This is a genomic window from Serratia sp. BNK-10, assembly GCF_047456065.1.
Lineage (GTDB): Bacteria > Pseudomonadota > Gammaproteobacteria > Enterobacterales > Enterobacteriaceae > Serratia > Serratia ureilytica.
The window spans coordinates 4377236-4402237 of the sequence record NZ_CP179894.1 but is presented as its reverse complement, the minus strand read 5'-3'; the positions used below and the strand labels follow the sequence as shown (position 1 = coordinate 4402237).

The following is a 25002-nucleotide window of genomic DNA, read 5'->3' as shown; positions in this document are numbered from 1 at the left end:
CATCTTTCATGTCTCTGGCGTTACGCCGCGTTGCCCCCTCCCTGCTGACCCGTTTGCAGGTGCCGATTCAGGTGGCGTTGTATGCGGCGCTGTTCCTGATCGCCGATCGCCTGGTGCAACAATTCCACCTGCCGCTCCCCGCCAATATCGTCGGCATGCTGATGCTGCTGGCGCTGATCCTGCTGCGCATTCTGCCGCTCAACTGGGTCAAGGCCGGCTCCCGCTGGCTGCTGGCGGAAATGCTGCTGTTTTTCGTGCCGGCGGTGGTGGCGGTGGTCAACTATGCCCAGCTGCTGATGGTCGAGGGCTGGAAGATCTTTCTGGTGATCGCAGTTAGCACCATGCTGACGCTGGGCGCCACCGGGCTGGTGGTGGACAGGGTGTATCGGCTGGAGATTTGGCTGCAGCGGCGGAAGCAGCGCCATGAATGATTTTATCCTTAGCCTGGCCTGTTTTCTGGCGACGCTGGCGCTGTATTTCGCCAACAAGAAACTCTATCGCCGCCGCCGCACGTTGCTGCTGATGCCGCTGGTGCTGACGCCGATGATTCTGGTGTTGCTGCTGGTGGTCACCCATATCTCCTATCAGGACTACATCGGTGAAACCCACTGGCTGCTGTGGCTGCTGGGGCCGGCGACCATCGCCTTCGCGGTGCCGGTGTACGAGAATCTGCATATCATCCGTCGCCACTGGCTGTCGCTGACCGCCGGGGTAACGACCGCGGTGCTGGTGGCGGTGTACAGCTCGGTGTGGCTGGCGCGCCTGTTGACGCTGCCGGAAGAGGTGCAGCGCAGCCTGGCGGTGCGGTCGATCACCACGCCGTTCGCGCTGGAGGCCGCAAAACAGATGGGCGGGCAGCCGGATCTGGTGGCGCTGTTCGTGGTGATCACCGGGGTGTTCGGCATGGCGGTGGGGGATATTTTGTTTTTGCGGCTGGCGGTGCGCAGCCGTCTGGCGAAGGGCGCCGGATTTGGCGCCTCGTCGCACGGCGCCGGCACTGCCCGCGCCTATGAGCTGGGGCCGCAGGAGGGCGTGGTGTCGAGTTTGGTGATGATGCTGGCCGGCATCATCACGGTCGTGGCCGCGCCATTGATCGGCCGGCTGATGTGGTAAGGAGATGGCCTGCGGCGAACGGCGCCGCAGGCCGTAGAGCGTCAAGGAAGGTTGCCGAGCATCGCCGGCGTGCGCAATGACTGTCGCAAGGCGCGTCCTATCTCCTCGTGGCTGAAGATAATAGAGTGATGATTGCAGGCTAGCGGGTGCACCTGCAGATGTTGGCTGATTGCCGACAGGCCATTGTCGGCAATCGCCAGAAGTTCCCGCTCATCGCCCAGGCCGGTGATATTCAGGTTTGCATCTTCGGTTGCCTTGAACAGCGTGATGCGGGCATGTTGCAACGGTGCGCTGAGCGTTTGTTTCGCCAAAGCCAGTTCCGTCGGCTCTGCTTTTAATGCCCGGTCAGCGGCCTCACCGTCAATACCCAACATGGCCAGCATCGCCGCCAACATGCCCGGCTCGCTGCGGATTTGGAATGGGGTTCGGTAGAAGGTATCAAGCAGGAACAGTTGGATATCGCGATAGCCCTGACTTTCCAGCTGAGCGGCCATTTCCAGCGCGATCAAGCCCCCTAGCGACCAACCCAACAGACGGACGGGGCGTGCCGGTGACAGCCGCATATGGCCGAGATAATACGCCGCCAGCTCGCGTAGCGAAGTGATGTGCGGCTGTTGGAACAGATTGTAATTGTTGATACCTAACACATTGAAATCTTTTTCTAAATAGTTCGCCAGATCGCGATACACGTCGCAGCCGGTGACGGCTGGGTGGATCATCCAGACGCTTTCGGCGGCGATGGCGTGATTCAGGCGCTCCACCTGTTTAAAGGTAAAACTGGCTTGATTCAGACGCGTCAACAGCTGCTGCAGGGGTTCTGAGGTGGCCGGCGTCGTTGCGGGTACGCCATCGGTGAGAATACGGGCCTGGCCGCGCAGCGTCGGGTGAGCAAACAGCGTTTTAATGCCTAGCGAATGCCCGTGTCGCTTCAGTTTGACCAGCAGTTGAATGGCGTGCAACGAATGGCCGCCCAACGCGAAGAAGTCATCGTCGCGGCCAATACGCGTTGTACCGAGCAGCTCGCTCCACAGTTCGGCAAGCTGCTGTTCCAGATCGCCTTGCGGGGCTTCATAAGCAGCGGTTTTATGCATGTTGGCCGGTGCCGGTAAAGCCTTGCGATCCAGCTTGCCGTTGGGCGACAACGGGAAAGCATCCAGCCGGATAAAACAGGACGGTACCATAAAGTCCGGCAGGTGTTGCTGCAATTGCCGACGCCATGCGGTGACGTCGGCCGTTTGCTCAGGGGCGATGACATAGGCGACCAGGCGTTTGTCGCCGCTTTCGTCTTCCCGCGCCAGAATGGCGGCGTCTTCAACGCCCGGACACTGTCTGAGCTGCTGTTCGATCTCGCCTAATTCAATACGCAGGCCGTGGATTTTGACCTGGAAATCGTTTCTGCCCAGATACTCAATGTTGCCATCCGGCAGCCAGCGGGCGAGATCGCCGGTTTTATACAGGCGAGCCTGCGGCTCGGGGCTGAAGGGATCGGCGATGAAGCGTTCGGCGCTCAGCTCCTCGCGATTCAGATAGCCGCGAGCAACCTGAATACCGCCGATATGCAATTCACCGGCGATACCAGGGGGTAACGGCTGCAGTTGGTCATCGAGAATATGGAGCTGGGTATTGGCAATCGGTTTACCGATCGGTACCAAGGGGCGTGGATCATCGGGTAGACATTGCCAGCTGGAAACGTCTACGGCCGCTTCGGTCGGGCCGTAGAGATTGTGCAGTTCCGCCTGCGGTAACTGCTGCAGGCAGCGTTGTACCGTCGCGAGCGGCAACGCCTCGCCGCTGCACATAATGCGTTTCAGAGAGGCACACTGCGCCATATCACCGTGACGTAAAAACAGTTGTAGCATCGAGGGGACAAAATGCAGTGTGGTCACGCCGTGCTGCGCGATGCAGGCGCTGAGATAATCCGGTTCCTGGTGACCACCGGGTTTGGCGATGGCCAGCCGGGCACCGATCATCATCGGCCAGAAAAACTCCCAGACAGAAACGTCGAAGCTGAACGGCGTTTTCTGCAGCACAACATCCTCCGGCGTCAGTGGATAAGCCTGCTGCATCCAAAGTAAACGGTTGATCACCCCGCGATGCTCATTCATCACCCCTTTAGGTTTTCCCGTCGAGCCGGAGGTATAGATCACATAAGCCAGGCTGCGTTGCACATCGGCGGCCAGTGGCGGCGGGTTGTCATCCGGCGCTTGTCGCCACAGGTAGCTCTCACGCTGTAGGTGTAACCGTGGCACGGCGATGTCGCGTAGCGGGCGCAGCGCGTGTTCGCCGCCATCGTCGATCAGAACGAATCGGGCACCGCAATCTTGCAGCATGTGACGCAGACGGTCTTGTGGGTAGTCGGGATCGATCGGTACATAGGCGGCGCCCGCCTTCAGGATGGCGTACAGAGCAATCACCATATTCGGGCTGCGGTTGACGCATACCGCGATGCGATCGTCAGTCTGTAAGCCCTGCAGCCGGAGAAAAGCAGCCAATCGATTAGCCCGCTGATTGAGCTGTTGATAACTGATCTCTTGGTTTTCGTAGCACAACGCCGGTGCTTCCGGCGTCAGCGCGGCCTGCCGTTCCAAGAATTGGTGTATGCCTTCAGGCATGTCTGCCCATGTTTGCCGGGTTTCATTCCATTGATGGAAGATTTGCTGTCTTTCCTGCGGCAACAGCAGCGGTAACTGCCCCAGCGGCAGTGCCGGATCGCCGTCCAGCAGCGTATCCAGCAGGTGCAGTATACGGGCGGCGATGCGCTCACCGTCTTCCAGGCTGAACCAGGCCTGGTTGAGGTTGAATTCCAGCAGCGGATCGTCGCCTGGATGGTAATGGCGCAGGTAGATGCCGAGGGGCAACTGTTCCTGACCGTGGTGCAGGTTTTCAACCTTGAACTGGCTGCCCTCCAGTTCGATGTCAGTCGGAAAAACCTCCAGCGAAAAGCTGATGTCGAACAGCTGGCGCCGCCCCTGCTGATGCAGGTTCAATTGGCGGTTGAGTTCGGCAATGGGAAAGCGCTGGTGGCGATAGCATTGGCGCAGTTCGCTGCCGATTTGCCGCAGTAAGTGGCCGAAGGATTGCTGTGAATCGACCGTGATGCGCAGTGGGATCATTGAGGAAAACATGCCCAACGTTTGCTTGTGTTCGGCGGTACTGCGGTTATGTACCGGCACGCCTAGCGTGAATTGATCGGTTTGCCAAATCCGGGCGAACCAGGTGGCCAGCAGAGCGCTAAAAAAATGCATCGCAGAACCGCCCTGTGCGGCGGCGTATTGCTCCAACTGAAGGAAACGCTCGCGTGGCAACCGCTTGATTATCTGGTTGCTGGGGTAGGTTTGTTGTTCGCAGTGATTTTGGCGGCGTTCCAGCATGGAGGGGGGCGCGTTGACGAAGCGTTCCAACCAAAAATCACGATCGCGCTCGTAGCGTGGCGACTGTTGATAGGTTCGATCGCTGATAACGAAGTCTTGGTAACGTGAGCGGGTGACTTCGTTTTTTACTCCTGTTTTTAATTGCTTATAACGCTCCATGATCATTTTGCTCAGCAGCGAAATTGAGGTGCCGTCCGCGATCAGGTGATGGGAAGCGAGTAGCCATAGCGTGCTGGATTCACTGACTTTGGCCAGGTGGCAGCGCCAAAGCAGGCTGTCATACAGTGAATAAGGCTGCAGGAATTGAGAACGAAGGTGTGTTTCTGCCTGGCCGACGGCATCCTGTCTCTGTGAAAAGTCGTGGTAGTGCAGGTCGATATAGGCCCGGTCGCGGGGTTCCTGAATAATGCCTTGCGGCGTTTCTTTCAGCGTGGTTTGCAGCGCATCATGCTGTTGTTGTATTTGCCGTATGGCTTCTTGAAACAGCGGCAGCGAAATCTCGCGCTCTACGCGCCATAAACACCCAACGTTATATAAGGGGATGTCGGGGTTTAAAGATTGGTCTAGCCACACGGCTTGTTGCACGGTCGACAGGGAATAAGCGGACACGGAACCACCTCCACAAATAAGGAATTAAGCGAATTAAATAGAGTGAGTCGTAGCCAAGCACTCGAACATTATAAAAGGTGGTTGTTAAATTAGCCTGCTTTTACATTAAATATTTTTAATTGTTTTTGTGTAATTATTTTTATTGTTCTTATTTCATATGAAATAATTGATAATGACTTTAATTTTAAATTAATTATTTCCTCATTCTGCTTTCAGGTGACTATCACGGAAGATCGTTTTTGTTGGTTTTTTGAACGACTAAATTTGTGTATGTTTTTGTTTTATGGTGATTTTTATTTATTTTGAGTTTGGCGTGAATTGCCGGGGGCGGTGAGGGTATCACTTGGGAGAGCATGGATGCTTCTTTATCAGGAAAGGATAACGGACTGAATCATAAAATATTATAAAGAATTTCTTATGTTATATAATTATAAATGCAATGATAAAAATGAAGTTTATTGCCGATTTATGGTTTTGTTTATTTTTAATTTTGCTGTAAACCAGCAGGTTAATGTGACGATTAAATTAAACTGCGGTGAATAATCCATTATGCGGAAATTAATCGGTTAACTTGGATGAGCGGATAAATACATAGGGGGAACGCTGAAAGGTATTCAAATGAAAAAACGCAGCGGGAATGTTGCCCCGCTGCGGCGGTAAGCCCCCTTGGTCAGGGAGAGCGCCGGATTAGCGTGTGGCGACTTTGACGAGTTCCACCACCAGCGGTGAAAGCTCGCCGCGCAGCGCGGCGCGTTCCGACTGGAACAGCGTGGCGGCGTAAAAACGCCGGCCCGGCAGTTCGATGGCGCGTACGTCGCCTTCGGTGTCGTGGCCGCTGATGATCAGCGGGAAACGCTGCAGATCGGCGACGAAGTCCGGATTCACGCCGAAGTTGCAGTGGTAGCCTTCATGGGCGTTCAGGCTGCCGTAGGCCTGCGCGACGCGGGTGTCAGGCTGAAAAACGATGTCGCCGGTTTTTTCCACCAGCGAGCAGCTCAATGGGGCGATCACCAGCCGGCCACCGCTGTCGGTTTCCGCATGACCGGCGTCGTGCCAGCCCATCACATTGCGGGCGTATTCGACGATGGCGTATTGAAAACCGCCGCAGGAGCCGAGGAACGGCACGTCGTTTTCCCGCGCATGACGGATCGCCATAAACGCGCCGTCGTCGTGACGATACGGGCTGCCTGGCACTACCCAGATGGCGTCGAAATCTTGCAGCGCGTCGGGGGAGGTCAGGGTTTCGGTCGGGAGCCACTGGGGCTGAACGTCGATGTCGAGGTGGGCGGCGGTGAGCTGGAGTGCCACGGGGATAGCCTGGTGGGCCACGGCTTGCGGGTTGTAATCACCGACCAGAGCAATGCGGACTTGAGCTTTCATCATTTCCTTTCCTGTGCGGGTAAAAAAGGAGATTACAGGAAAGCGGGAGCCCGAGCCGCAGATTTTTTAAACGCGGCGCACAAAAAAGCCCGGCGTTGGCCGGGCTGAAAAAGAGGGTCAGTACAGCGAGGGCGCGCCAGCCGGTCGGGTTTTGAAACGGCGGTGCAGCCACATGTATTGCTCCGGCGCCCGCATGATCTCTTTCTCGATCACTTTGTTCATGTAAGCCGCGGCCGCCTGTTCGTCGCTCAGCGGATAGTCTTCCAGAGCCGGTTGGATCAGCAGGTCATAGCCGCGGCCGCCTTCGCGGCGGATCAGCACCACCGGCACCAGCGCCGGGTTGGCCATGCGCGCCAGCATGAAGGTGCCGCTGGTGGTGGCGGCCTTATCGACGGCGAACAGCGGCGCGAATACGCTGCCGCGCGGGCCATAGTCCTGATCCGGCGCGAACCACACCGCCTCGCCGCGCTTGAGCGCATGCACCATGCCGCGCAAATCCTTGCGATCGATCATCGCCTTGTTGGAACGCATGCGGCCTTTGGTCTGCGCCCATTCCATCGCCTTGTTGTTATGCGGACGGTACATCGCCATCATCGGCTGACACAGGCCCATCGCCCGGCCGCCCAGCTCCAGCGACATAAAATGCACGCCGATCACCAGCACGCCGCGATCGTCGCGCTGCGCCATTTTGAGGTGGTTGATGCCGGAGACGTTGAACCAGCGCTTGACGCGTTTATCTGACCAGAACCAGGCCATGCCGGTTTCCAGCAGGCCCATGCCGAGGGATTCGAAATTGCCCACCACTTTGCGCTCGCGCTGCGCTTCGTCCATCTCGGGGAAGCACAGCTCGAGGTTGCGACGGGTGATGGTGACGCGGCGCTTGAGAAAACGCATCGAGGTGCGTCCCATCCACCCCCCCAGACGGTAGAGCAGCGGATAGGGGAGCTGTACCAGCAGGAACAGCAGAGCGAGGCCGAACCAGGTTAGCCAGTAGCGCGGGTGCAGCAAGGCCAGTTGAAATGCTTTGGCTGATTTCATAGAAACTCGTTTTATACGTTAAAAGGGGCAGCAAGCTGTAACGCATAAAGGTTCCACTCGATAGCGATACGACTACTCAGACACCCGGGTACGGCCAGGGTTTAGTCGGAATTCCATAATTGACTAAACATTTACATTCGAAGGGCGGTTTGCGCTGCTATCAGGCTTCGGAGGGATAGCTGTTGGCCAGCGGAGGCGGCTCTAGGAATGCTTATGCTAACACAGGGTACGGGGTGTGGCGGAAGAGGGGCATGCGAATATTCTCATTCGCGTTGCCCCTGAGTTGAGGATTGGCGCGTTTTACAGGCTGGGAATGATAATCGCGGCGAAGATCGCGGCGATCACCAGCCATTTCAGCAGGTAGTAACCGCGGCGGTTGCGCGCTTTCAGGCGTTGGCCGGCATCGCGCACCGCGTTGACGTATTTGAAGATGCGGTTGATGCCGCCGGTGCGGTCCTGATCGTCGTTCGGCGAACTGGCCGCCGACATCAGCGTAGCGCCGACCCAGTGGTTGACCGCCTGCGCCCAGCGCCATTTCATCGGCCGCTCGACGTCGCAAAACAGAATGATGCGCGTCTGATCGGTGGCGTTCTGCGCCCAGTGCACGTAGGTCTCGTCGAAGATCACCGCCTCGCCGTCGCGCCAGCTGTGCTGCTCGCCGTCTACTTCGATGAAGCAGCGATCGTCGTTGGGCGTCATCAGCCCCAGGTGATAGCGCACCGAGCCGGCGTAAGGATCGCGGTGTTTACCCAGGTGGCTGCCGGGCGGCAGCTCGGCGAACATCGCCGCCTTGACCGACGGGATGCGGTTGAGCAGCTCGACGGTTTTTGGACACAGCGTCTGCGCCGAAGGGTGACTGTCGCTGTACCATTTCAGATAGAAACGTTTCCAGCCGCGTTTGAAGAAGGTGTTGAAGCCGGCATCGTTATGCGACTGCGCCTTTTTGATGTGATCCTGCAGGCGCACCGCTTCTTCGCGGATCGTCTGCCAGTTGTCGGTCAGCGTCTGCAGCTCCGGGAAGCCTTTTTCGTCGAAATAGGGCTGTTTGGCGGGCAAACGGGAGAAACCGGTCATAAACATGTTGATCGGCCCCATAAACGTGGAGTGATCGAACAGCTGACGGGTAAGCTTTTGTTTCTCTTTGCCGCGGGAGTGTGCGTAGAGGAAGCTGATGATAAAAATGCCGATAATGATCGCGGCAACCATAGAATCCATCCCTGTTAGTGCTTGTTAAAAATTCGTACAAATTATAGTTTTGTGACAGGAAAAATTTAACTTTTTCGTGCGCTTTCCCCGCTCATGCTGCTTAGTGGCATAAAAAATCAATAAAACTGTTTGCAATAAAATTTTATATCGATTTTTTTGGTTTTAGTCCTATTCTTAAATCGTTCAAGGGGCGTTTCATGCCATCTTGTTTCATGACGAATGGCACGTATCTGAGAAAAGAGGGACTTATGAAGAAATCAATCATTGCCTTGTCTGCACTGCTGCTCGCTTCCCCGGTGTTCGCTGCTGAAACCGCGACCGACACCGCCGCTCACGCCAGCAACGAGGTTGTCGCTGAGGCGCATAAAGGGGCGGATACCGCCAAAGAAAAGCTGCACCAGTCTCAGGACAAGGGTGAAGAGCTGAAGCTGAAAGCCAAGCACGCCGCCGAAGGCAAGAGCGATAGCGTTGGCAGTAAAGTGAGCGAAGGCTCGCAAAAAGCCTGGCACTCCACCAAACAGGGTACGGAGAAGGCTTGGGACAAGACCAAGCAAGGGGCGGAAAGCCTCAAAAACAAAGCGACCGAGTAAGGTCTCCGCTTTTTACCCCAAGGGCCGCGTTGCGGCCTTTTTTATTGCCTGCAAACCGGGCGTGCCCCAAAGAAAAAGGCGCTTATCAAATGAGATAAAGCGCCTTTTCAACACGTTAACTGACTAGTATCAGTTCATGCCGTATTTTTTCAGCTTCTTACGCAGCGTGCCGCGGTTGATGCCCATCATCAGGGCTGCGCGGGTTTGGTTGCCACGGGTGTATTGCATCACCATGTCCAACAGTGGCTGTTCAACTTCAGCCAGTACCAGCTCATACAGGTCATTTACGTCTTGACCGTTCAGTTGAGCAAAATAGTTCTTCAGTGCTTGTTTAACCGAGTCACGCAGAGGCTTTTGAGTCACCTGATCTTGTGAGTTAACGGTAGAAACGGTCAGTACGTCAGAATTTACGCGTTGTTCGAACATAGTTCTGTCAGCTCTTTTTTTACGCTAAGATTTTCGAAATATGCCTCCAACGCCTCCAGCTGTTCGCTGGCATCCTCTATGGCGTTGAATGTGCGCCGAAACTGGTCATTCGGAGCGTGTTCCTGGAGATACCAGGACACGTGCTTACGAGCAATCCGGAATCCCTTGCCTTGGCCATAAAAGCCGTGCAATTCCCGAATGTGCCCAATCAACAAGCGCTTCACCTCGCCAAGCGGCATCGGCGGCAGCAACTCCCCAGTGTCCAGATAATGCTGGATTTCCCGGAAGATCCAGGGTCTCCCCTGAGCAGCGCGGCCTATCATCAGGGCATCGGCCCCGGTGTAGTCGAGCACTGCTCTGGCTTTATGCGGGTCAGTAATATCCCCATTCGCGATAATCGGAATGGAAACACTCTGCTTAACTGCCCGAATGCTGTCGTATTCCGCGTTGCCGTTAAACAGACAGGCGCGGGTTCGGCCGTGAATCGTCAGGGCCTGAATACCACAGTCTTCGGCCAGTTGGGCAATCTCTACACAGTTACGGTGCTCTGGCGCCCAGCCGGTGCGAATCTTCAGCGTTACCGGCACATCCACCGCGTCGACCACCGCGTGGAGGATCCGTTTAACCAGATCCGGGTACTGCAACAAAGCGGACCCGGCAAGCTTCCGGTTCACTTTTTTGGCCGGGCATCCCATGTTGATGTCGATGATCTGCGCGCCGCTGGCCACGTTGATACGCGCGGCGGCGGCCATATCATCAGGATCGCATCCGGCAATTTGCACGGAGCGGATCCCAGGTTCATCGCTATGCACCATACGCAGACGCGACTTATCCGTCCGCCACACCTCCGGGTTGGAGGAGAGCATTTCGGATACAGCCATCCCAGCACCCATTGCATGACAGAGGGTTCTGAACGGGCGATCTGTAATACCGGCCATCGGGGCCGCAATCAGGCAATTAGTAAGCTGGTGGTGTCCAATGCGCATAGACAAAGAGTGACCATACTGTGTCCGCAAGGGCGCGTATATTACGCATTTTTGCGTCGAGATGAAAGGCCAAACTTTAACCAATTGGCCCGATATTAGGACGAAAAATACGCTACGCGGCGATTCATAAAAATATTATATATATTTTACAATAAGTTGACGAAAAGTGCTTATTTTGTGTGCGGCAAAATATTCGCCTTTGCGCAGGATATTATCTGCATTCGCCCGCTATTTTTGCCGGGATAGCCTGCCTGGAAGGCGCATTCTCAGGGCGATCAGTCGTTGAGCGGCGAAAAATTGCATAAAATTTTGTGCCGCCCGAGGGCCGATCGCCGGGCAAAAAAAATCCACCGGCGCAGGGCCGGTCGACGAGAGGGACACTATACCGTGACGCTTACTTGCGGCGGCCGGTAATGCGGCACCACTCTTCGCGCTCGGCGACCGGGTCGAGCGTGAACTTCTCTGCGTAGGCTTCCGCTACGCTGCTCGCCTGGCTGGCCAGCACGCCGGACAGCCCCAGATGGCCACCGGCCTTCGGCAGACAGCCGATCAGCGGCGCCAGCTCGCGCAGCGGGCCGGCGAGGATGTTGGCGACCACCACGTCCGCCAGCAGGTCGGCAGGCTGGTCTTTCGGCAGATACAGCTCCAGACGCTCTGAAACGCCGTTACGCTGCGCGTTGTCGCGGCTGGCCTGAATGGCCTGGGGATCGATGTCGATGCCGATAGCGCGCGCCGCACCCAGCTTCAGCGCGGCGATCGCCAGGATGCCGGAGCCGCAACCGAAGTCGATAACGGTTTTGCCGGCCAGATCGAGGCCGTCCAGCCACTGCAGGCACAGCGCGGTGGTCGGGTGGGTGCCGGTGCCAAACGCCAGGCCCGGATCGAGCATCACGTTGACCGCGTCAGGATCGGGCACGTCACGCCAGCTCGGGCAGATCCACAAGCGCTCGCCGAAACGCATCGGGTGGAAGTTGTCCATCCACTCGCGCTCCCAGTCCTTGTCTTCCAGCTGTTCTATCTTGTGGCGGAAACCGGCGCCCAGCAGCGGGTGCTGTTCCAGCATCGCCACCACCTCGGCCATATCGGTTTCGGCGTCGTACAGGCCGATCACATCGGTATCGCCCCACAGCAGGGTTTCACCCGGCAAGGGTTCGAACACCGGATTGTCGTGGGTGTCCTGGAAGGTCACCGACACGGCGCCGCTTTCCACCAGCGCGTCGCTCAGGTCTTCCGCCTGGCTGCCGGTGGTGTTCAGTTTGAGTTGGATCCAAGGCATAGCAATTCTCTTCAAGAGGGTAATGATGACGCCGTCCGGCGCTTTTCGCCGACGACGTTACCGAGATAAAACGCCAACAGGCTGAGCAACAGCGAAGGCACGATAGGGTGCAGCCCTGCTGGTTGCAGGTTGAAGCTGGCCAATAGCGTATAGCATACCGCACCCGACACCATTGAGCTAAGCGCTCCCTGTGCATTGGCGCGTTCCCAATACAGGCCCAGCACCAGCGGCCACAGGAAGACCGCCTCCAGCCCGCCGAAAGCCAGCAGGTTGAGCCAGATGATCATCTCAGGCGGCCGCCAGGCCGCCAGCAGCACCAGCAGGCCGAGGATCAGCGTGGTCAGGCTGGAGAAGCGCTTGATCAATCGCTCGTTGTGGATCTGCTGCGGCCGCACGCCCAGGTAGAGATCCTTGATGATGGTGGCGGAGGATTGCAGCAGTTGGGCGTTGATGGTCGACATGATCGCCGCCATCGGCGCCGCCAAAAAGATCCCGGCGGCGTACGGCGGCAGCACGGTGATCATCAGCGTTGGGATCACCTGATCGGGGATCTTGAGATCCGGCAATACCGCGCGGCCGAGCGCGCCGGCCAGGTGCATGCCGAACATCAGCACCGCCACCACTACGGTGCCGAGCAGAATGCCGCGATGCACCGCCTTGCTGTCCTTGTAGGAGATGCAGCGCACGGCGGTGTGGGGCAGGCCGATCACCCCAAAGCACACCAGGATCCAGAATGACGCCATAAACGGCAGGCTGAGGATCTGATCGCCGCCCTGCGGCGACACCAGCGCCGGATCGATCTGCTGCAGTTTGCTTACTGCGCTGTCCAGTCCGCCGGCGGCATGGATCACCGCCACCAGCAGCAGCACGGTGCCAAGCAGCATCACCAGCCCCTGCATGGCGTCGTTCAGCACGCTGGCGCGGAAGCCGCCGAAGGCGGTGTACAGCGCGATGCTGATGCCGAAGATCAGCAGGCCGGTGTCATAAGGAATGCCGGCGGCGGTCTCCAACAGGCGGGCGCCGCCGATGAACTGCACCGTCATGGCGCCGAGAAACGCCACCAGCAGGCTGAGGCTGGCCAGCCACACCAACAGGCGGCTTTGGTAGCGGCCATACAGCATGTCATTGAGGGTAATGGCGTTGTAGCGCCGCGCCAGGATGGCGAATTTCTTGCCCAGCACGCCGAGCGACAGCCACACCGCCGGCAGTTGGATCATCGCCAGCAGTACCCAGCCCAGGCCGTATTTGTAGGCGGCGCCGGGCCCGCCGATAAACGAACTGGCGCTGATGTAGGTGGCGGTCAAGGTCATCGCCAGCACAAAGCCGCCCATCGAGCGGTTGCCGAGGAAGTATTCGCTGAGGAAATTTCCGTTCTGACGGCGGCGATAGGCATACACCGACAGGCCGAACACCAGCAACAGGTAGGCGACCAGCGGCAGGATCACTTCAGTTTGCATCGCTGTCCTCCAGCGAAATGTCGCGGAACACCGTGCGCACCATCAGCCAGCACAGGCCGATGAACAGCAGCGGCACCAGAAGACAGGCCATTTCGAACCAGTGCGGCAGGCCGGTGACGCCGATGGCGCTGTCCGGCAGGTAGGCCGCCAGCCCCCAGGCCAGCAGGTAGAGCAGCGTCAGCCCCAGCGCCCAGCGCGCTTCGCGGTGCGCCTGAATAAAGCGTTTGTCCATCCGTGTCTCCCATAGGTTTACGGTGATGGATTCATCAAAGGTAGGGAATTTTACGGCATGACGGCGTTTTGCCAAGCCGTTACTGGCGTCAGCGCCAAAGAAAAAGGCCGGTGATTAACCGGCCTTTCGTCAGACGATGCTGCGTGCCTGCTTAGGTTTCCTGCAGACCCAGCTTCTTCTCCAGATAGTGGATGTTGGTGCCACCGTGCTGGAAGTTTTCGTCGTTCATGATCTTCTGCTGCAGCTCAACGTTGGTTTTGATGCCGTCGATGATCAGTTCAGCCAGGGCGTTTTTCATGCGGGCAATCGCCACGTCACGGTTTTCGCCGTAGGTGATCAGTTTGCCGATCATGGAGTCATAGTACGGCGGTACGGTATAACCGGCGTAGATATGAGATTCCCAACGCACGCCGAAACCGCCTGGCGCGTGGAAGCGGGTGATCTTGCCCGGGCTCGGCAGGAAGGTGTTCGGATCTTCGGCGTTGATACGGCATTCTACCGCATGGCCGTGGATCTTCACTTCTTCCTGTTTGATCGACAGCGGCTGACCGGCAGCGATGCGCAGCTGCTCTTTGATCAGATCCACGCCGGTGATCATTTCGGTAACCGGGTGCTCTACCTGAATACGGGTGTTCATTTCGATGAAATAGAACTCGCCGTTTTCATACAGGAACTCGAAGGTGCCCGCACCGCGATAGCCGATTTCCACACAGGCTTTCGAGCAGCGCTCGCCGATATAGCGGCGCATTTCGCTGGTGATGCCCGGCGCCGGCGCTTCTTCGACCACTTTCTGGTGGCGACGCTGCATGGAGCAGTCGCGCTCGGCCAGATAGATGGCGTTGCCCTGGCCGTCGGCCAATACCTGAATCTCGATGTGACGCGGATTCTCCAGGTATTTTTCCATGTACACCATGTCGTTGTTGAAAGCCGCTTTGGCTTCCGCTTTCGTCATGTTGATGGACTGCTCAAGGTCTTTGTCGCTGCGCACGACGCGCATGCCGCGGCCGCCGCCGCCGCCGGAGGCCTTGATGATCACCGGATAACCGATGCGCTTGGCGAAGGCACGGTTTTTATCCATGTCATCGGTCAGCGGGCCGTCGGAGCCCGGCACGCATGGCACGCCGGCTTTTTTCATGGCGTTGATCGCGGAAACCTTGTCGCCCATCAGGCGGATGGTTTCGGCTTTCGGGCCGATGAAGATGAAACCGGAGCGTTCAACCTGCTCGGCGAAGTCGGCGTTCTCGGACAGGAAGCCGTAGCCCGGGTGGATCGCCACGGCGCCGGTGATTTCCGCCGCCGAGATGATGGCCGGGATGTTCAGATAGCTTTTTACCGATGGCGCAGGACCGATGCAGACGGTCTCGTCGGCCAGCAGAACGTGTTTCAGATCGCGGTCGGCCGCGGAGTGAACCGCAACGGTCTTGATGCCCAGTTCTTTACAGGCACGCAGGATGCGAAGCGCGATCTCGCCGCGGTTGGCGATAACAATTTTATCAAGCATGGGGGCGCCTCGTTATTCGATGACGACCAGCGGCTCGTCATATTCGACCGGCTGGCCGTTTTCCACCAGGATGGCTTTCACGACGCCGGACTTGTCCGCTTCGATCTGGTTCATCATTTTCATGGCTTCAACGATGCACAGGGTATCGCCGGCGTTCACTTTCTGGCCCACTTCCACGAAGGCTTTCGCGTCCGGGCTTGGGGTGCGGTAGAAGGTGCCTACCATTGGGGAACGAACGACGTGGCCACTCACGGCCGCCGGTGCTGCAGGGGTTTCTGCCGCAGGCGCGGTGGCAACGGCGTTAGCCAGGGCTGGCTGCTGCTGTGCCGGCATCGCGTAGGCCTGCTGCATGACGGGATAAGCCTGCGCCGGTGCGGCACGGCTGATGCGAACCGATTCTTCGCCTTCAGAGATTTCCAGTTCAGAAATGCCTGATTCTTCAACCAGTTCGATCAGTTTCTTGATTTTACGAATATCCATGAGTGTGATTCCGTACTCTTTTTGTGGAGCAATTAGTGGGTTTTCGACAGACGGTTAACCGCTGCCTGTAAAGCGAAAGCGTAGCCATCCGCGCCGAGGCCGCAAATCACGCCTACCGCTACGTCTGAGAGATAAGAGTGATGGCGGAAAGGTTCGCGGGCGTGCACGTTGGACAGGTGGATCTCGATGAACGGGATCTGCACCGCCAGCAACGCATCGCGCAGCGCCACGCTGGTATGCGTGAACGCCGCCGGATTTATCAGAATGAAATCGGTATTGCCGCGCGCCTGATGGATGCGATCGATCAGCTGATGCTCGGCGTTGGACTGCAGATGGCTCAGGGTAATATCCAATGCGGATGCCTGGTTTTCCAATCCGTTAACAATCTCTGTCAGCGTCGTGCTGCCGTACTTCTCCGGCTCACGCGTCCCCAGCAGATTGAGATTGGGGCCGTTCAGAAGCAAAATGTGAAACTTATCCGCCATTGTGCTGGTATCTCCGGCAATAAAACCATCATCGTAGAAAATAACCCGATGTTACCGATTTGTCACCTGTTAAGGGGCAAATTCACCCTGAGAACAGAAACAAGGTCGGGCATTATAACGATATCGTAGCAATTCGCAGCTAAATACTGGTCTTATCAGCGAAGATATTCAACCCCAAATCGACGAACTCGGGGAGCCGTGACAGGAATATGAGCGCTGGAACACAAAAAAAGTTCCCGCCGGCGGCGCGCGTTTTTCAGCGGCAATCCCACGCGCCGCCGCGCGATTCAGCGCCACCAGGCGCGGAATTTCTTGTAACGCAGGCCCAACAGCGCCACCGCCAACAGCGAGTAAATGAACGGCTGGGGTGAAAACGTTTTGACCGACCACAGATAGTGGATGGGCGCGAGGATCGCCGCCAGATAGACGAAGTTGTGCAACGTTTGCCATTTGGCGCCCAGTTTGCGCATCGCCCACAGCGTCGAGGTGGCCGCCAGCGCCAGCAGGATCAGCCAGGTGAGGATGCCGAGCGTCAGATACGGGCGATTCACCAGCTCGCTGCCCAGCAGGCCGAGATTGCTCAGCCCCAGTTCCAGCGTGGAGTAGCTTATCAGGTGCAACGTGCCCCAGGCAAAGCACCACAGCCCGACCAGGCGGCGGCAGCGGATCAGCAGCGGTTGCCGGGCGTAGCGCGCCAGCGGGGCGATAGCCAGCGTGGCCAGCAGCAGTTTCAGCGTCATCCTGCCGGTAAAATGCTGAATGTCCTTGGACGGATCGGCGCTGAACCAGCCCTGATCCACCGCCAACACCAGCCAGAGAAAGGGCAAAAACGCCGCCAGATGCAGGGCGGCTTTCAGCCATTTGATATGAACAGGCGTCAGGCGCACTTAGAAATTCTCCCGCAGGTCCATGCCGTGATACAGCGACGCCACCTGATCGGCATAGCCGTTAAACAGCAGAGTCGGTTGGCGTTTGACGTCGAGTATGCCGCCGGCGCCGATGAAACGCTCGGTGGCCTGCGACCAGCGCGGATGATCGACGTGCGGATTCACGTTGGCGTAAAAACCGTACTCGTTCGGCGCAGATTGGTTCCAGGTGGTCGGCGGCTGATCGCGCACCAAACGGATATGCACGATCGACTTGATGCCTTTGAAGCCGTATTTCCACGGCGTAATCAACCGCAGCGGCGCGCCGTTTTGCGGCGGCAGGGTTTTGCCGTACACGCCGACGGTCAGCAGCGCCAGCGGATGCATCGCCTCGTCCAGCCGGAGCCCTTCGACGTAGGGATATTTCAGGCCGCCGCCGATAAAGCGATCTTTCTGGCCGGGCATCTGTTCCGGATCGTACAGCGTCTGGAAGGCCACGTAGCGCGCGTTGCCGTTCGGCTCGGCCAGCTTGATCAGTTTGCCCAGTTCGAAACCGATCCACGGCACCACCATCGACCAGGCCTCGACGCAGCGCATGCGATAAATGCGCTGCTCCAGCGGGAAACGCTTCATCAGATCGTCGATATCCAGCGTTATCGGCTTCGCCACTTCGCCGTCAATGCGCACTTTCCAGCCTTCGGTCTTCAGCCCGCCGGCGTTGGCGGCCGGATCGGCCTTGTCGAGGCCGAACTCATAGAAGTTGTTGTAGCCGGTGACCTTGTCTTCCGGCGTCATCGCCAGTTGCGCCTGCCAGGCGGCCGGTTTGCTGAATTCCAGCGCTTTGCCCGGCGGCGCTTTGGGACGATCGTTGCCTTTGAACCACGACAGCAGGTCCGCCTGCGCGCCGGTAGGCAGCGCCAGCGTGGCGGCGGTGATGCCGAGCGCCTGCAGCACTTTGCGCCGCTGGTGGAATACGCTCTCCGGCGTGACGTCGGCCTCGGTCAATTTGGGGTGTTTGTTCATGCTTATGTTCTCCGCGACTGATGCCCGCCGCCCGCGAGCGGTTAACGGGGCTCCATGAAATAAGCATGGCGCTAAAGCCGGCCGGAAGCGAGGGGACGCGGGAAAATATGAAATTTCGCAGACGCCGGTGAGCCCCCCGTCGCCGGGGGGAGTCCGTCAGCGGATTTTCACCAGAGTGCGGCCGGTGATTTGGTTGTTCAGCAGCGCGGCGGCGGTGGCCGGCGCCTGTTCGAGGGTGATTTCGTGCGTGGCTTGCTGATAGAAACTGTCCGGCAGAATGCCGGCCAGCCGTTCCCAGGCGGTTTGGCGGCGATGCAGCGGCGTATGCACCGAGTCCACCCCTTGCAGGCGCACATTGCGCAGAATGAACGGCATCACGGTGGTCGGCAACTGATAGCCGCCGGCCAGGCCGCAGGCGGCGACGGTGCCGTTATAGTTCATCTGCGCCAGCACCCGGGCCAGCAGTTTGTCGCCGACGGTGTCCACCGCGCCGGCCCACAGCTGTTTCTCCAGCGGACGCGGCGTGTCGATATAGCCATCGCGCGACATCACCTCTTTGGCGCCGAGCGCTTTCAGGTAGTCGGTATTGCTGTCGCGGCCGCTGATGGCGGTCACCCGGTACCCCAGCGCCGCCAGCAGGGCGATGGCGGTGCTGCCCACGCCGCCGCTGGCGCCGGTAACCAGGATATCGCCGTCGTCCGGGTGTACCCCGCCTTCCTCCAGCGCCATCACGCAGAGCATGGCGGTAAAGCCGGCGGTGCCGATGATCATCGCCTTGCGCTCATCCAGGCCGTTCGGCAGCGGCACCAGCCACTCGCCGGAGACGCGAGCCTGCTCGGCCAGGCCGCCCCAGTGGTGTTCACCCACGCCCCAGCCGGTGAGCACCACGCTTTGCCCCTCTTTAAAGCGAGCGTCACCGCTGTGGCGCACGGTGCCGGCGAAGTCGATGCCCGGCACCATCGGGAAATGACGCACGATCTTGCCTTTCCCGGTGATCGCCAGCGCATCCTTGTAGTTCAGGCTGGACCAGTTGATGTCGACGGTAACATCGCCTTCCGGCAACCGATCGCTGCCGATATCTTTGATATGAGCCAGAGTTTGGTCGTCTTGTTGTTCCAATAACAGTGCACGCATGTCACTCTTCCTCTCGTTTACACTTTTCTATCAATGGCTGAATCACATTTATTTGACTATATGCATAATAAGCGGCCCAAGTCCTGATAAAGGACAAAAACGGCGCTTGCAGGTTTAATTCCTCAGCAAGGCTTGTTAGGGTTGGACGGCCCCTTTTAGCTAAAGGGTGAACACTCACTTAACCATAGCGGACAAGGCACAGGGATGCGATTTACCACCAAACTCTCTGCATTGATCACTCTGTTGGTCGCGCTGGCGATGTTTTTGATGCTGATGGGATGCTCATACAGCTTCTTTTACGTTACCCAGGATCGCCAGGAGCGTCGCTTTGATTCGCTGGTCACGTCTCTCGATCAAGCCATGTTGCGCGAGTCGCCGCGCGATCAGGAGAAATGGTTGCCGATTGTCATGCGCCCGCTCGGCATTGTGTCGATCCGCGTAGAGGCCGGCGCCAGCAAGCTCCTCGACTATAAATTGCCGACGGCGAAAAAAGAGCCCTGGGATGCGCTGAACGGCTATCGTCAGGTCTCGCGGCCGCTGTTGCAGCACCCGGGCAGTACGCTGCAAATCACCTACCTCGATCCCTTCGCCAGCGATGTGCGCACGTTGCAATCCACGGCCGCCGTCACGCTGTCGATCGTCGTTATGGTGGTGATTTTGCTGTTCAGCCTGCGCTGGCTGCGTGAACAGGCCGACGGCGAGGATCGTCTGGAGCGCCGCGCGCGGCGCATTCTGAACGGCGAGCGCGAAAACGTCATGCAGGGCGACGTGCGCGAATGGCCGGCCAACGTCAGCGGGGCGCTCGACCGCCTGCTGGCCGATCTGGCGGAAGCCCGGGAGGAGCGCAGCCGGGTCGATACGCTGATCCGCGCCTTCGCGGCGCAGGACGCCAAAACCGGGCTGAACAATCGCCTGTTCTTCGATAACCAATTGACCACTCAGCTGGAAGAGGAAGGCTCGCACGGCATCGTGATGATGGTGCGGCTGCCCGATTTCGAGACCCTGCGCGACACGCACGGCAGCGTGGCGGTGCAGGAGCTGATGTATTCGCTGGTCAATCTGCTGTCTACCTTCGTGATGCGCTATCCGTCGGCGCTGCTGGCGCGCTATTTTCACAGCGATTTTACCGTCTTGCTGCCGCATCGCACGCTGAAGGAGGCCGACGGCATCGCCTCACAGCTGGTCAACGCCATCGATGCCTTGCCTTCCACGGCGATGATCGACCGTGAGGCTTTCCTGCACATCGGCATCGTGGCGTACCGCAGCGGCCAGACCACGGAGCAGGTGATCGATTACGCGGAGCAGGCGACGCGGCACGCTACGCTGCAGGGCGAAAACGGTTGGTACGTGTACGACAGCCAGGTGCCGGAAAAGGGGCGCGGCAGCGTCAAGTGGCGCACGCTGCTGGAACAGGTGCTGGCGCGCGGCGGCCCGCGGCTGTATCAGAAACCGGCGGTGACCGTGGAAGGCGAGGTGCACCACCGTGAGATCATGAGCCGAATTTATGACGGCGCCCAGGAATTGCTGCCGGCGGAATATATGCCGCTGGTGGAGCAATTGGGGTTGGCGGAGAGTTACGATCGCCAACAGGTGAGCCGCATCATCCCGTTGCTGGCGCAGTGGCCTGAAGAAACGCTGGCGTTCCCGCTGTGCGTGGACTCGATTTTGCAGCGTTCTTTCCAACGCTGGTTGCGGGATACGCTGTTGCAGTGCGAAAAAAGTCAGCGTCGACGAATTCTGATTGAACTTGCGGAGGCAGATGTGTGTCAACATATCGACCGTTTGCGTCCGGTGCTGAGGTTGCTGTCAGGGCTGGGTTGCCGCCTGGCGGTGTCCAAAGCGGGGTTAACCGTGGTCAGTACGTCCTATATCAAGTCGTTGCAGGTGGAGATCGTCAAGCTCCACCCGGGGTTGGTGCGGAGTATCGATAAGCGGGACGAAAATCAGCTGTTCGTGCAGAGCCTGACCGGCGCCTGCGCGGGCACGCGCGCTCAGGTGTTCGCTGCCAGCGTACGTACGCGCAACGAATGGCAGACGCTGAAAGAGCGTGGGATCCATGGCGGGCAGGGCGACTTTTTCGCGTCGCCGGAACCGATCGACGTAGGGCGTAAAAAATATTCACGTCGTTATCGTGTTTAAGCTGATTGACGGACAAAAATTGACGTAGAATGAGGACCGGATCCATCTGGGCCTCGTTACCGTCTTTTTGGAGTTTTTTCCAAACTGCCTGCGACAACAACGCCTATTTGAGATAGGCTCTTGTCTGCCTTTATCTGGTTGACGTTGGTAGGTGCTTACCACCGGCGGCAATCAGGGAATATGTTAGATTTTATGAGCTGTGTTACGCCGTTTCGTGCGTTGACAGGGTGGTAAACTGAGCCTTTGTTCAGGGAATTCAGGCCTCATCCAATTTCCGTGCATTCGAGCAGAAACAATACAGACTATTTTTCACCGAAGTAGAACGTTTTTGCGCCTTGTCGCTGCTTCGTGTGGTTGGTAAAGTAGGCGGATTTTATTTTCCGCCCCCAGCTTGCAGGATTATCCTTTCGTTATGTTTAAGAAATTTCGTGGCATGTTTTCCAACGACTTGTCCATCGACTTGGGTACCGCCAATACCCTGATTTATGTTAAAGGGCAAGGCATCGTACTGAATGAACCTTCGGTGGTTGCCATTCGCCAGGATCGTGCCGGCTCCCCAAAGAGCGTAGCGGCCGTCGGTCATGACGCCAAACAGATGCTGGGCCGAACCCCCGGCAACATCGCGGCTATTCGCCCGATGAAAGACGGCGTGATCGCCGACTTCTTCGTGACCGAAAAAATGCTGCAGCACTTTATCAAACAGGTTCACAGCAACAGCTTTATGCGCCCAAGCCCGCGCGTGCTGGTCTGTGTGCCGGTCGGCGCAACCCAGGTTGAACGCCGCGCTATCCGCGAGTCCGCCCAAGGGGCCGGCGCGCGTGAAGTGTTCCTGATTGAAGAGCCGATGGCGGCGGCGATCGGTGCAGGTTTGCCGGTTTCCGAAGCGACCGGCTCCATGGTGGTGGATATCGGTGGCGGTACCACTGAAGTGGCGGTGATCTCGCTGAACGGCGTGGTGTACTCCTCTTCCGTGCGCATCGGCGGTGACCGTTTCGATGAAGCCATCATCAATTATGTGCGCCGCAACTATGGCTCGCTGATCGGCGAAGCCACCGCAGAGCGCATCAAGCACGAAATCGGTTCTGCCTATCCGGGCGACGAAGTGCGCGAAATCGAAGTGCGCGGCCGTAACCTGGCTGAAGGCGTACCGCGCGGCTTTACCCTGAACTCCAATGAAATCCTCGAAGCCCTGCAAGAGCCGCTGACCGGCATCGTCAGCGCGGTGATGGTTGCGCTGGAGCAGTGCCCGCCAGAATTGGCCTCCGACATTTCCGAACGCGGCATGGTCTTGACCGGCGGCGGCGCGTTGCTGCGCAACCTTGATCGCCTGCTGATGGAAGAAACCGGCATCCCGGTCGTGGTGGCGGAAGATCCGCTGACCTGCGTGGCGCGCGGCGGCGGCAAGGCGTTGGAAATGATCGACATGCACGGCGGCGATTTGTTCAGCGAAGAATAGTCAGCCCCTGGAAGGAGGAATCGTATCGGATGAATGCGCACAGCGAAAATCGGGTACGGTTCCTCTTTCTGTTGTCGAGGAACTCGCATAATTTATGAAGCCGATTTTTAGCAGGGGGCCTTCCCTGCAACTGCGACTTTTTTTGGCGGTGATCGCGGCCATTGGCCTGATCGTTGCCGACAGCCGGCTCGGCACGTTCGTGAAGATACGTAACTACATGGACACCGCAGTCAGCCCTTTCTATTTTCTGGCCAACGGGCCGCGTAAAGTTTTGGACAGCGTGTCGGAAACGCTGGCCACCCGCCAACAGCTGGAGCTGGAAAACCGAGCTCTGCGGCAGGAACTGCTGCTGAAAAACAGCGATATTCTTCTTCTTGGCCAATTCAAGCAGGAAAACGCCCGCTTGCGCGAGCTGCTGGGTTCACCGCTGCGCCAGGACGAACACAAGATGGTCACCCAGGTGATCTCCACCGGTTCCGATCCGTACAGCGACCAGGTCGTTATCGACAAAGGGTCGGACAACGGCGTCTATGAAGGCCAGCCGGTGATCAGTGACAAGGGCGTAGTTGGCCAGGTCGTGGCGGTGGCGAAGGTGACCAGCCGCGTGCTGCTGATCTGCGATGCCTCGCACGCGTTGCCGATTCAGGTGCTGCGCAACGATATTCGGGTGATCGCCGCAGGCAGCGGCTGCGCCGACGATCTGCAGCTGGAACACCTGCCGAACAATACCGATATCCGCGTTGGCGACGTGCTGGTGACCTCCGGCCTCGGCGGCCGTTTCCCGGAAGGGTATCCGGTGGCGGTAGTCTCTTCGGTCAAGGTCGACAATCAACGCGCTTACACCGTGATTCAGGCGCGGCCGACCGCCGGTCTGCAGCGCTTGCGCTACCTGCTGCTGCTGTGGGGCGCCGATCGCAACGGCGACATGCCGTTGCCGCCGGACGAAGTTCACCGCGTGGCAAATGAGCGCCTGATGCAGATGATGCCGCAGGTGCTGCCGCCTGCCGGTTCGGTCGGGCCGCAGCTGCCGGCGCCGGCCACCGGCGTGGCGCCGCAAACCGTCGCTCCGGCGTCTGCCCAGCCTCCAGCCCAGCCTGCCGCGGCGGGAGTGGTGCAATGAACAGTTACCGCAGCCACGGGCGCTGGATCATCTGGCTGTCTTTCCTGGTGGCGTTGGTGCTGCAAATCATGCCGTGGCCGGAACAGATCTACATGTTCCGGCCTTCGTGGCTGGTGCTGATCCTCATTTACTGGGTGATGGCCTTGCCGCACCGCGTCAACGTCGGCACCGGTTTCGTGCTGGGGTTGATCATGGATCTGATCCTCGGCTCCACGCTGGGCGTGCGCGCGCTGGCGCTGGGCATCATCGCCTACCTGGTGGCGTTCAAATTCCAACTGTTCCGCAATATGGCGCTGTGGCAACAGGCGCTGATCGTCGTGCTGCTGTCGCTGTCGATGGACGTGGTGGTGTTCTGGGCTGAGTTTTTAGTGATCAACGTCTCTTTCCGCCCAGAGGTGTTCTGGAGTAGTGTGGTAAACGGCATTTTGTGGCCGTGGTTATTCCTGTTGATGCGCAAAATCCGCCGTCAGTTCGCCGTACAGTAAGGGTATCTCAATGACTTCGCTTTATCTGGCCTCCGGCTCCCCACGTCGACGTGAACTGCTGACCCTGCTGGGCGTATCGTTCGACATCCTGTTGACGCATACCGAAGAGCAGCGCCGGGAAGGCGAAGCCGCAGAAGCCTATGTGCGCCGCCTGGCGCAGGACAAGGCCAAAGCGGGCGTGGCGCTGGCGCAGGAAGATCGGCCGGTGCTGGGCGCCGACACCATCGTGGTGCTCAACGGCCGGGTGCTGGAGAAGCCGCGCGACGAAGCCCATGCGGCACAGATGCTGGCGGCCCTGTCGGGCAAACAGCATCAGGTGATGACGGCGGTGGCGATCGCCGATCGCCAAGACGTGCGTTGCCAGCTGGTGGTGACCGACGTGACGTTCCGCAGCCTGTCGCAACAGGATATCCGCGACTATATTGCTACGGGCGAACCGATGGATAAAGCGGGCGCCTACGGCATTCAAGGAAAGGGTGGTTGTTTCGTCAGAACGATAACCGGGAGTTATCACGCGGTGGTCGGTCTGCCACTGGTCGAAACACATGAGCTGCTCAGTAATTTTGTCGCATTACGTGATGTAAGAACCGGTTGATGGGCGCTGCCATTATCGACCGGCTCTGAGGAGA

At 58.5% G+C, this 25002-nt stretch carries 23 protein-coding genes; 8 read left to right on the top strand and 15 right to left on the bottom strand.

Going from position 1 to position 25002, the window contains the following annotated elements; all coding sequences use genetic code 11:
- The first annotated feature begins 8 nt into the window (after positions 1 to 8).
- Complete coding sequence (locus tag ACMGG9_RS21180; protein ID WP_033644436.1) at positions 9 to 431, top strand: CidA/LrgA family protein; 423 nt, start codon at positions 9 to 11, stop codon at positions 429 to 431.
- Positions 424 to 1113: an LrgB family protein gene (locus tag ACMGG9_RS21175; protein ID WP_004936833.1), complete on the top strand. Its 690-nt coding sequence runs from the start codon at positions 424 to 426 to the stop codon at positions 1111 to 1113. The genes ACMGG9_RS21180 and ACMGG9_RS21175 overlap by 8 nt, the downstream gene beginning before the upstream one ends.
- A 41-nt stretch (positions 1114 to 1154) precedes the next feature.
- Here ACMGG9_RS21175 and ACMGG9_RS21170 read toward each other — a convergent pair whose 3' ends face one another.
- From ACMGG9_RS21170 to lpxO, 4 genes are all read right to left on the bottom strand, one after another.
- Complete coding sequence (locus tag ACMGG9_RS21170; RefSeq protein ID WP_342173927.1) at positions 1155 to 5093, bottom strand: amino acid adenylation domain-containing protein; 3939 nt, start codon at positions 5091 to 5093, stop codon at positions 1155 to 1157.
- Between the two features lie 687 nt (positions 5094 to 5780).
- Complete coding sequence (locus ACMGG9_RS21165; RefSeq protein WP_414161706.1) at positions 5781 to 6476, bottom strand: CTP synthase; 696 nt, start codon at positions 6474 to 6476, stop codon at positions 5781 to 5783.
- 114 nt (positions 6477 to 6590) lie between these two features.
- A complete protein-coding gene (lpxP, locus tag ACMGG9_RS21160) occupies positions 6591 to 7511 on the bottom strand; it encodes a kdo(2)-lipid IV(A) palmitoleoyltransferase (RefSeq protein ID WP_147838562.1) in 921 nt (306 codons plus the stop codon).
- A gap of 300 nt (positions 7512 to 7811) precedes the next feature.
- Positions 7812 to 8717 carry a lipid A hydroxylase LpxO gene (gene lpxO / locus ACMGG9_RS21155; protein ID WP_033651231.1) on the bottom strand — a complete coding sequence of 302 codons (906 nt, stop codon included), beginning with the start codon at positions 8715 to 8717 and terminating at the stop codon, positions 7812 to 7814.
- 248 nt (positions 8718 to 8965) lie between these two features.
- Between lpxO and ACMGG9_RS21150 the strand changes: the two genes are divergently transcribed.
- On the top strand, positions 8966 to 9307 hold the full coding sequence (locus ACMGG9_RS21150; protein WP_016930249.1) for a hypothetical protein: 342 nt from the start codon (positions 8966 to 8968) through the stop codon (positions 9305 to 9307).
- A gap of 129 nt (positions 9308 to 9436) precedes the next feature.
- Here the strand turns inward: ACMGG9_RS21150 and fis are convergent, their stop codons facing one another.
- The 11 genes from fis to ACMGG9_RS21095 all read right to left on the bottom strand — a co-directional run bounded on the left by fis (position 9437) and on the right by ACMGG9_RS21095 (position 19173).
- Positions 9437 to 9733 carry a DNA-binding transcriptional regulator Fis gene (gene fis / locus ACMGG9_RS21145; RefSeq protein WP_000462905.1) on the bottom strand — a complete coding sequence of 99 codons (297 nt, stop codon included), beginning with the start codon at positions 9731 to 9733 and terminating at the stop codon, positions 9437 to 9439.
- Entirely contained in the window at positions 9715 to 10719 is a 1005-nt protein-coding gene (dusB, locus tag ACMGG9_RS21140; protein WP_033644443.1) for a tRNA dihydrouridine synthase DusB, read from the bottom strand. The genes fis and dusB overlap by 19 nt, the downstream gene beginning before the upstream one ends.
- A gap of 394 nt (positions 10720 to 11113) precedes the next feature.
- The gene (gene prmA, locus ACMGG9_RS21135; RefSeq protein WP_033644444.1) at positions 11114 to 11995 is read right to left on the bottom strand and encodes a 50S ribosomal protein L11 methyltransferase; all 882 of its coding nucleotides are present in this window, start codon (positions 11993 to 11995) and stop codon (positions 11114 to 11116) included.
- Between the two features lie 11 nt (positions 11996 to 12006).
- A complete protein-coding gene (panF, locus tag ACMGG9_RS21130) occupies positions 12007 to 13452 on the bottom strand; it encodes a sodium/pantothenate symporter (protein WP_033636180.1) in 1446 nt (481 codons plus the stop codon).
- Positions 13442 to 13684 (bottom strand): YhdT family protein, encoded by a 243-nt coding sequence (locus tag ACMGG9_RS21125; RefSeq protein ID WP_033644445.1) that lies wholly within the window; start codon positions 13682 to 13684, stop codon positions 13442 to 13444. Before ACMGG9_RS21125 ends, panF begins: the two co-directional genes overlap by 11 nt.
- Before the next feature lie 151 nt (positions 13685 to 13835).
- Positions 13836 to 15185 (bottom strand): acetyl-CoA carboxylase biotin carboxylase subunit, encoded by a 1350-nt coding sequence (accC, locus tag ACMGG9_RS21120; RefSeq protein WP_033651233.1) that lies wholly within the window; start codon positions 15183 to 15185, stop codon positions 13836 to 13838.
- 12 nt (positions 15186 to 15197) lie between these two features.
- Positions 15198 to 15665, bottom strand: coding sequence for an acetyl-CoA carboxylase biotin carboxyl carrier protein (gene accB / locus ACMGG9_RS21115; RefSeq protein ID WP_033636178.1), 468 nt, complete (start codon positions 15663 to 15665; stop codon positions 15198 to 15200).
- A gap of 32 nt (positions 15666 to 15697) precedes the next feature.
- A complete protein-coding gene (gene aroQ / locus ACMGG9_RS21110; protein WP_004936891.1) occupies positions 15698 to 16150 on the bottom strand; it encodes a type II 3-dehydroquinate dehydratase in 453 nt (150 codons plus the stop codon).
- A gap of 287 nt (positions 16151 to 16437) precedes the next feature.
- Entirely contained in the window at positions 16438 to 17037 is a 600-nt protein-coding gene (gene msrQ, locus ACMGG9_RS21105) for a protein-methionine-sulfoxide reductase heme-binding subunit MsrQ (protein ID WP_414161705.1), read from the bottom strand.
- Complete coding sequence (gene msrP, locus ACMGG9_RS21100; RefSeq protein ID WP_414161704.1) at positions 17038 to 18039, bottom strand: protein-methionine-sulfoxide reductase catalytic subunit MsrP; 1002 nt, start codon at positions 18037 to 18039, stop codon at positions 17038 to 17040.
- A gap of 156 nt (positions 18040 to 18195) precedes the next feature.
- On the bottom strand, positions 18196 to 19173 hold the full coding sequence (locus ACMGG9_RS21095; RefSeq protein ID WP_033644448.1) for an MDR family oxidoreductase: 978 nt from the start codon (positions 19171 to 19173) through the stop codon (positions 18196 to 18198).
- Positions 19174 to 19377: 204 nt separating this feature from the next.
- On the opposite strand from ACMGG9_RS21095, the gene csrD reads away from it, so the two are divergent.
- The 5 genes from csrD to ACMGG9_RS21070 all read left to right on the top strand — a co-directional run bounded on the left by csrD (position 19378) and on the right by ACMGG9_RS21070 (position 24968).
- Positions 19378 to 21312, top strand: a complete 1935-nt coding sequence (gene csrD / locus ACMGG9_RS21090; protein ID WP_033644450.1) for an RNase E specificity factor CsrD — start codon at positions 19378 to 19380, stop codon at positions 21310 to 21312.
- Positions 21313 to 21724: 412 nt separating this feature from the next.
- The gene (gene mreB, locus ACMGG9_RS21085) at positions 21725 to 22768 is read left to right on the top strand and encodes a rod shape-determining protein MreB (protein ID WP_003855260.1); all 1044 of its coding nucleotides are present in this window, start codon (positions 21725 to 21727) and stop codon (positions 22766 to 22768) included.
- A gap of 94 nt (positions 22769 to 22862) precedes the next feature.
- A complete protein-coding gene (gene mreC, locus ACMGG9_RS21080) occupies positions 22863 to 23888 on the top strand; it encodes a rod shape-determining protein MreC (RefSeq protein WP_033644451.1) in 1026 nt (341 codons plus the stop codon).
- On the top strand, positions 23885 to 24373 hold the full coding sequence (gene mreD, locus ACMGG9_RS21075; protein WP_004936918.1) for a rod shape-determining protein MreD: 489 nt from the start codon (positions 23885 to 23887) through the stop codon (positions 24371 to 24373). The genes mreC and mreD overlap by 4 nt, the downstream gene beginning before the upstream one ends.
- Positions 24374 to 24383: 10 nt before the next feature.
- Complete coding sequence (locus ACMGG9_RS21070; RefSeq protein ID WP_033644452.1) at positions 24384 to 24968, top strand: Maf family protein; 585 nt, start codon at positions 24384 to 24386, stop codon at positions 24966 to 24968.
- The last annotated feature ends 34 nt before the right edge of the window (positions 24969 to 25002 follow it).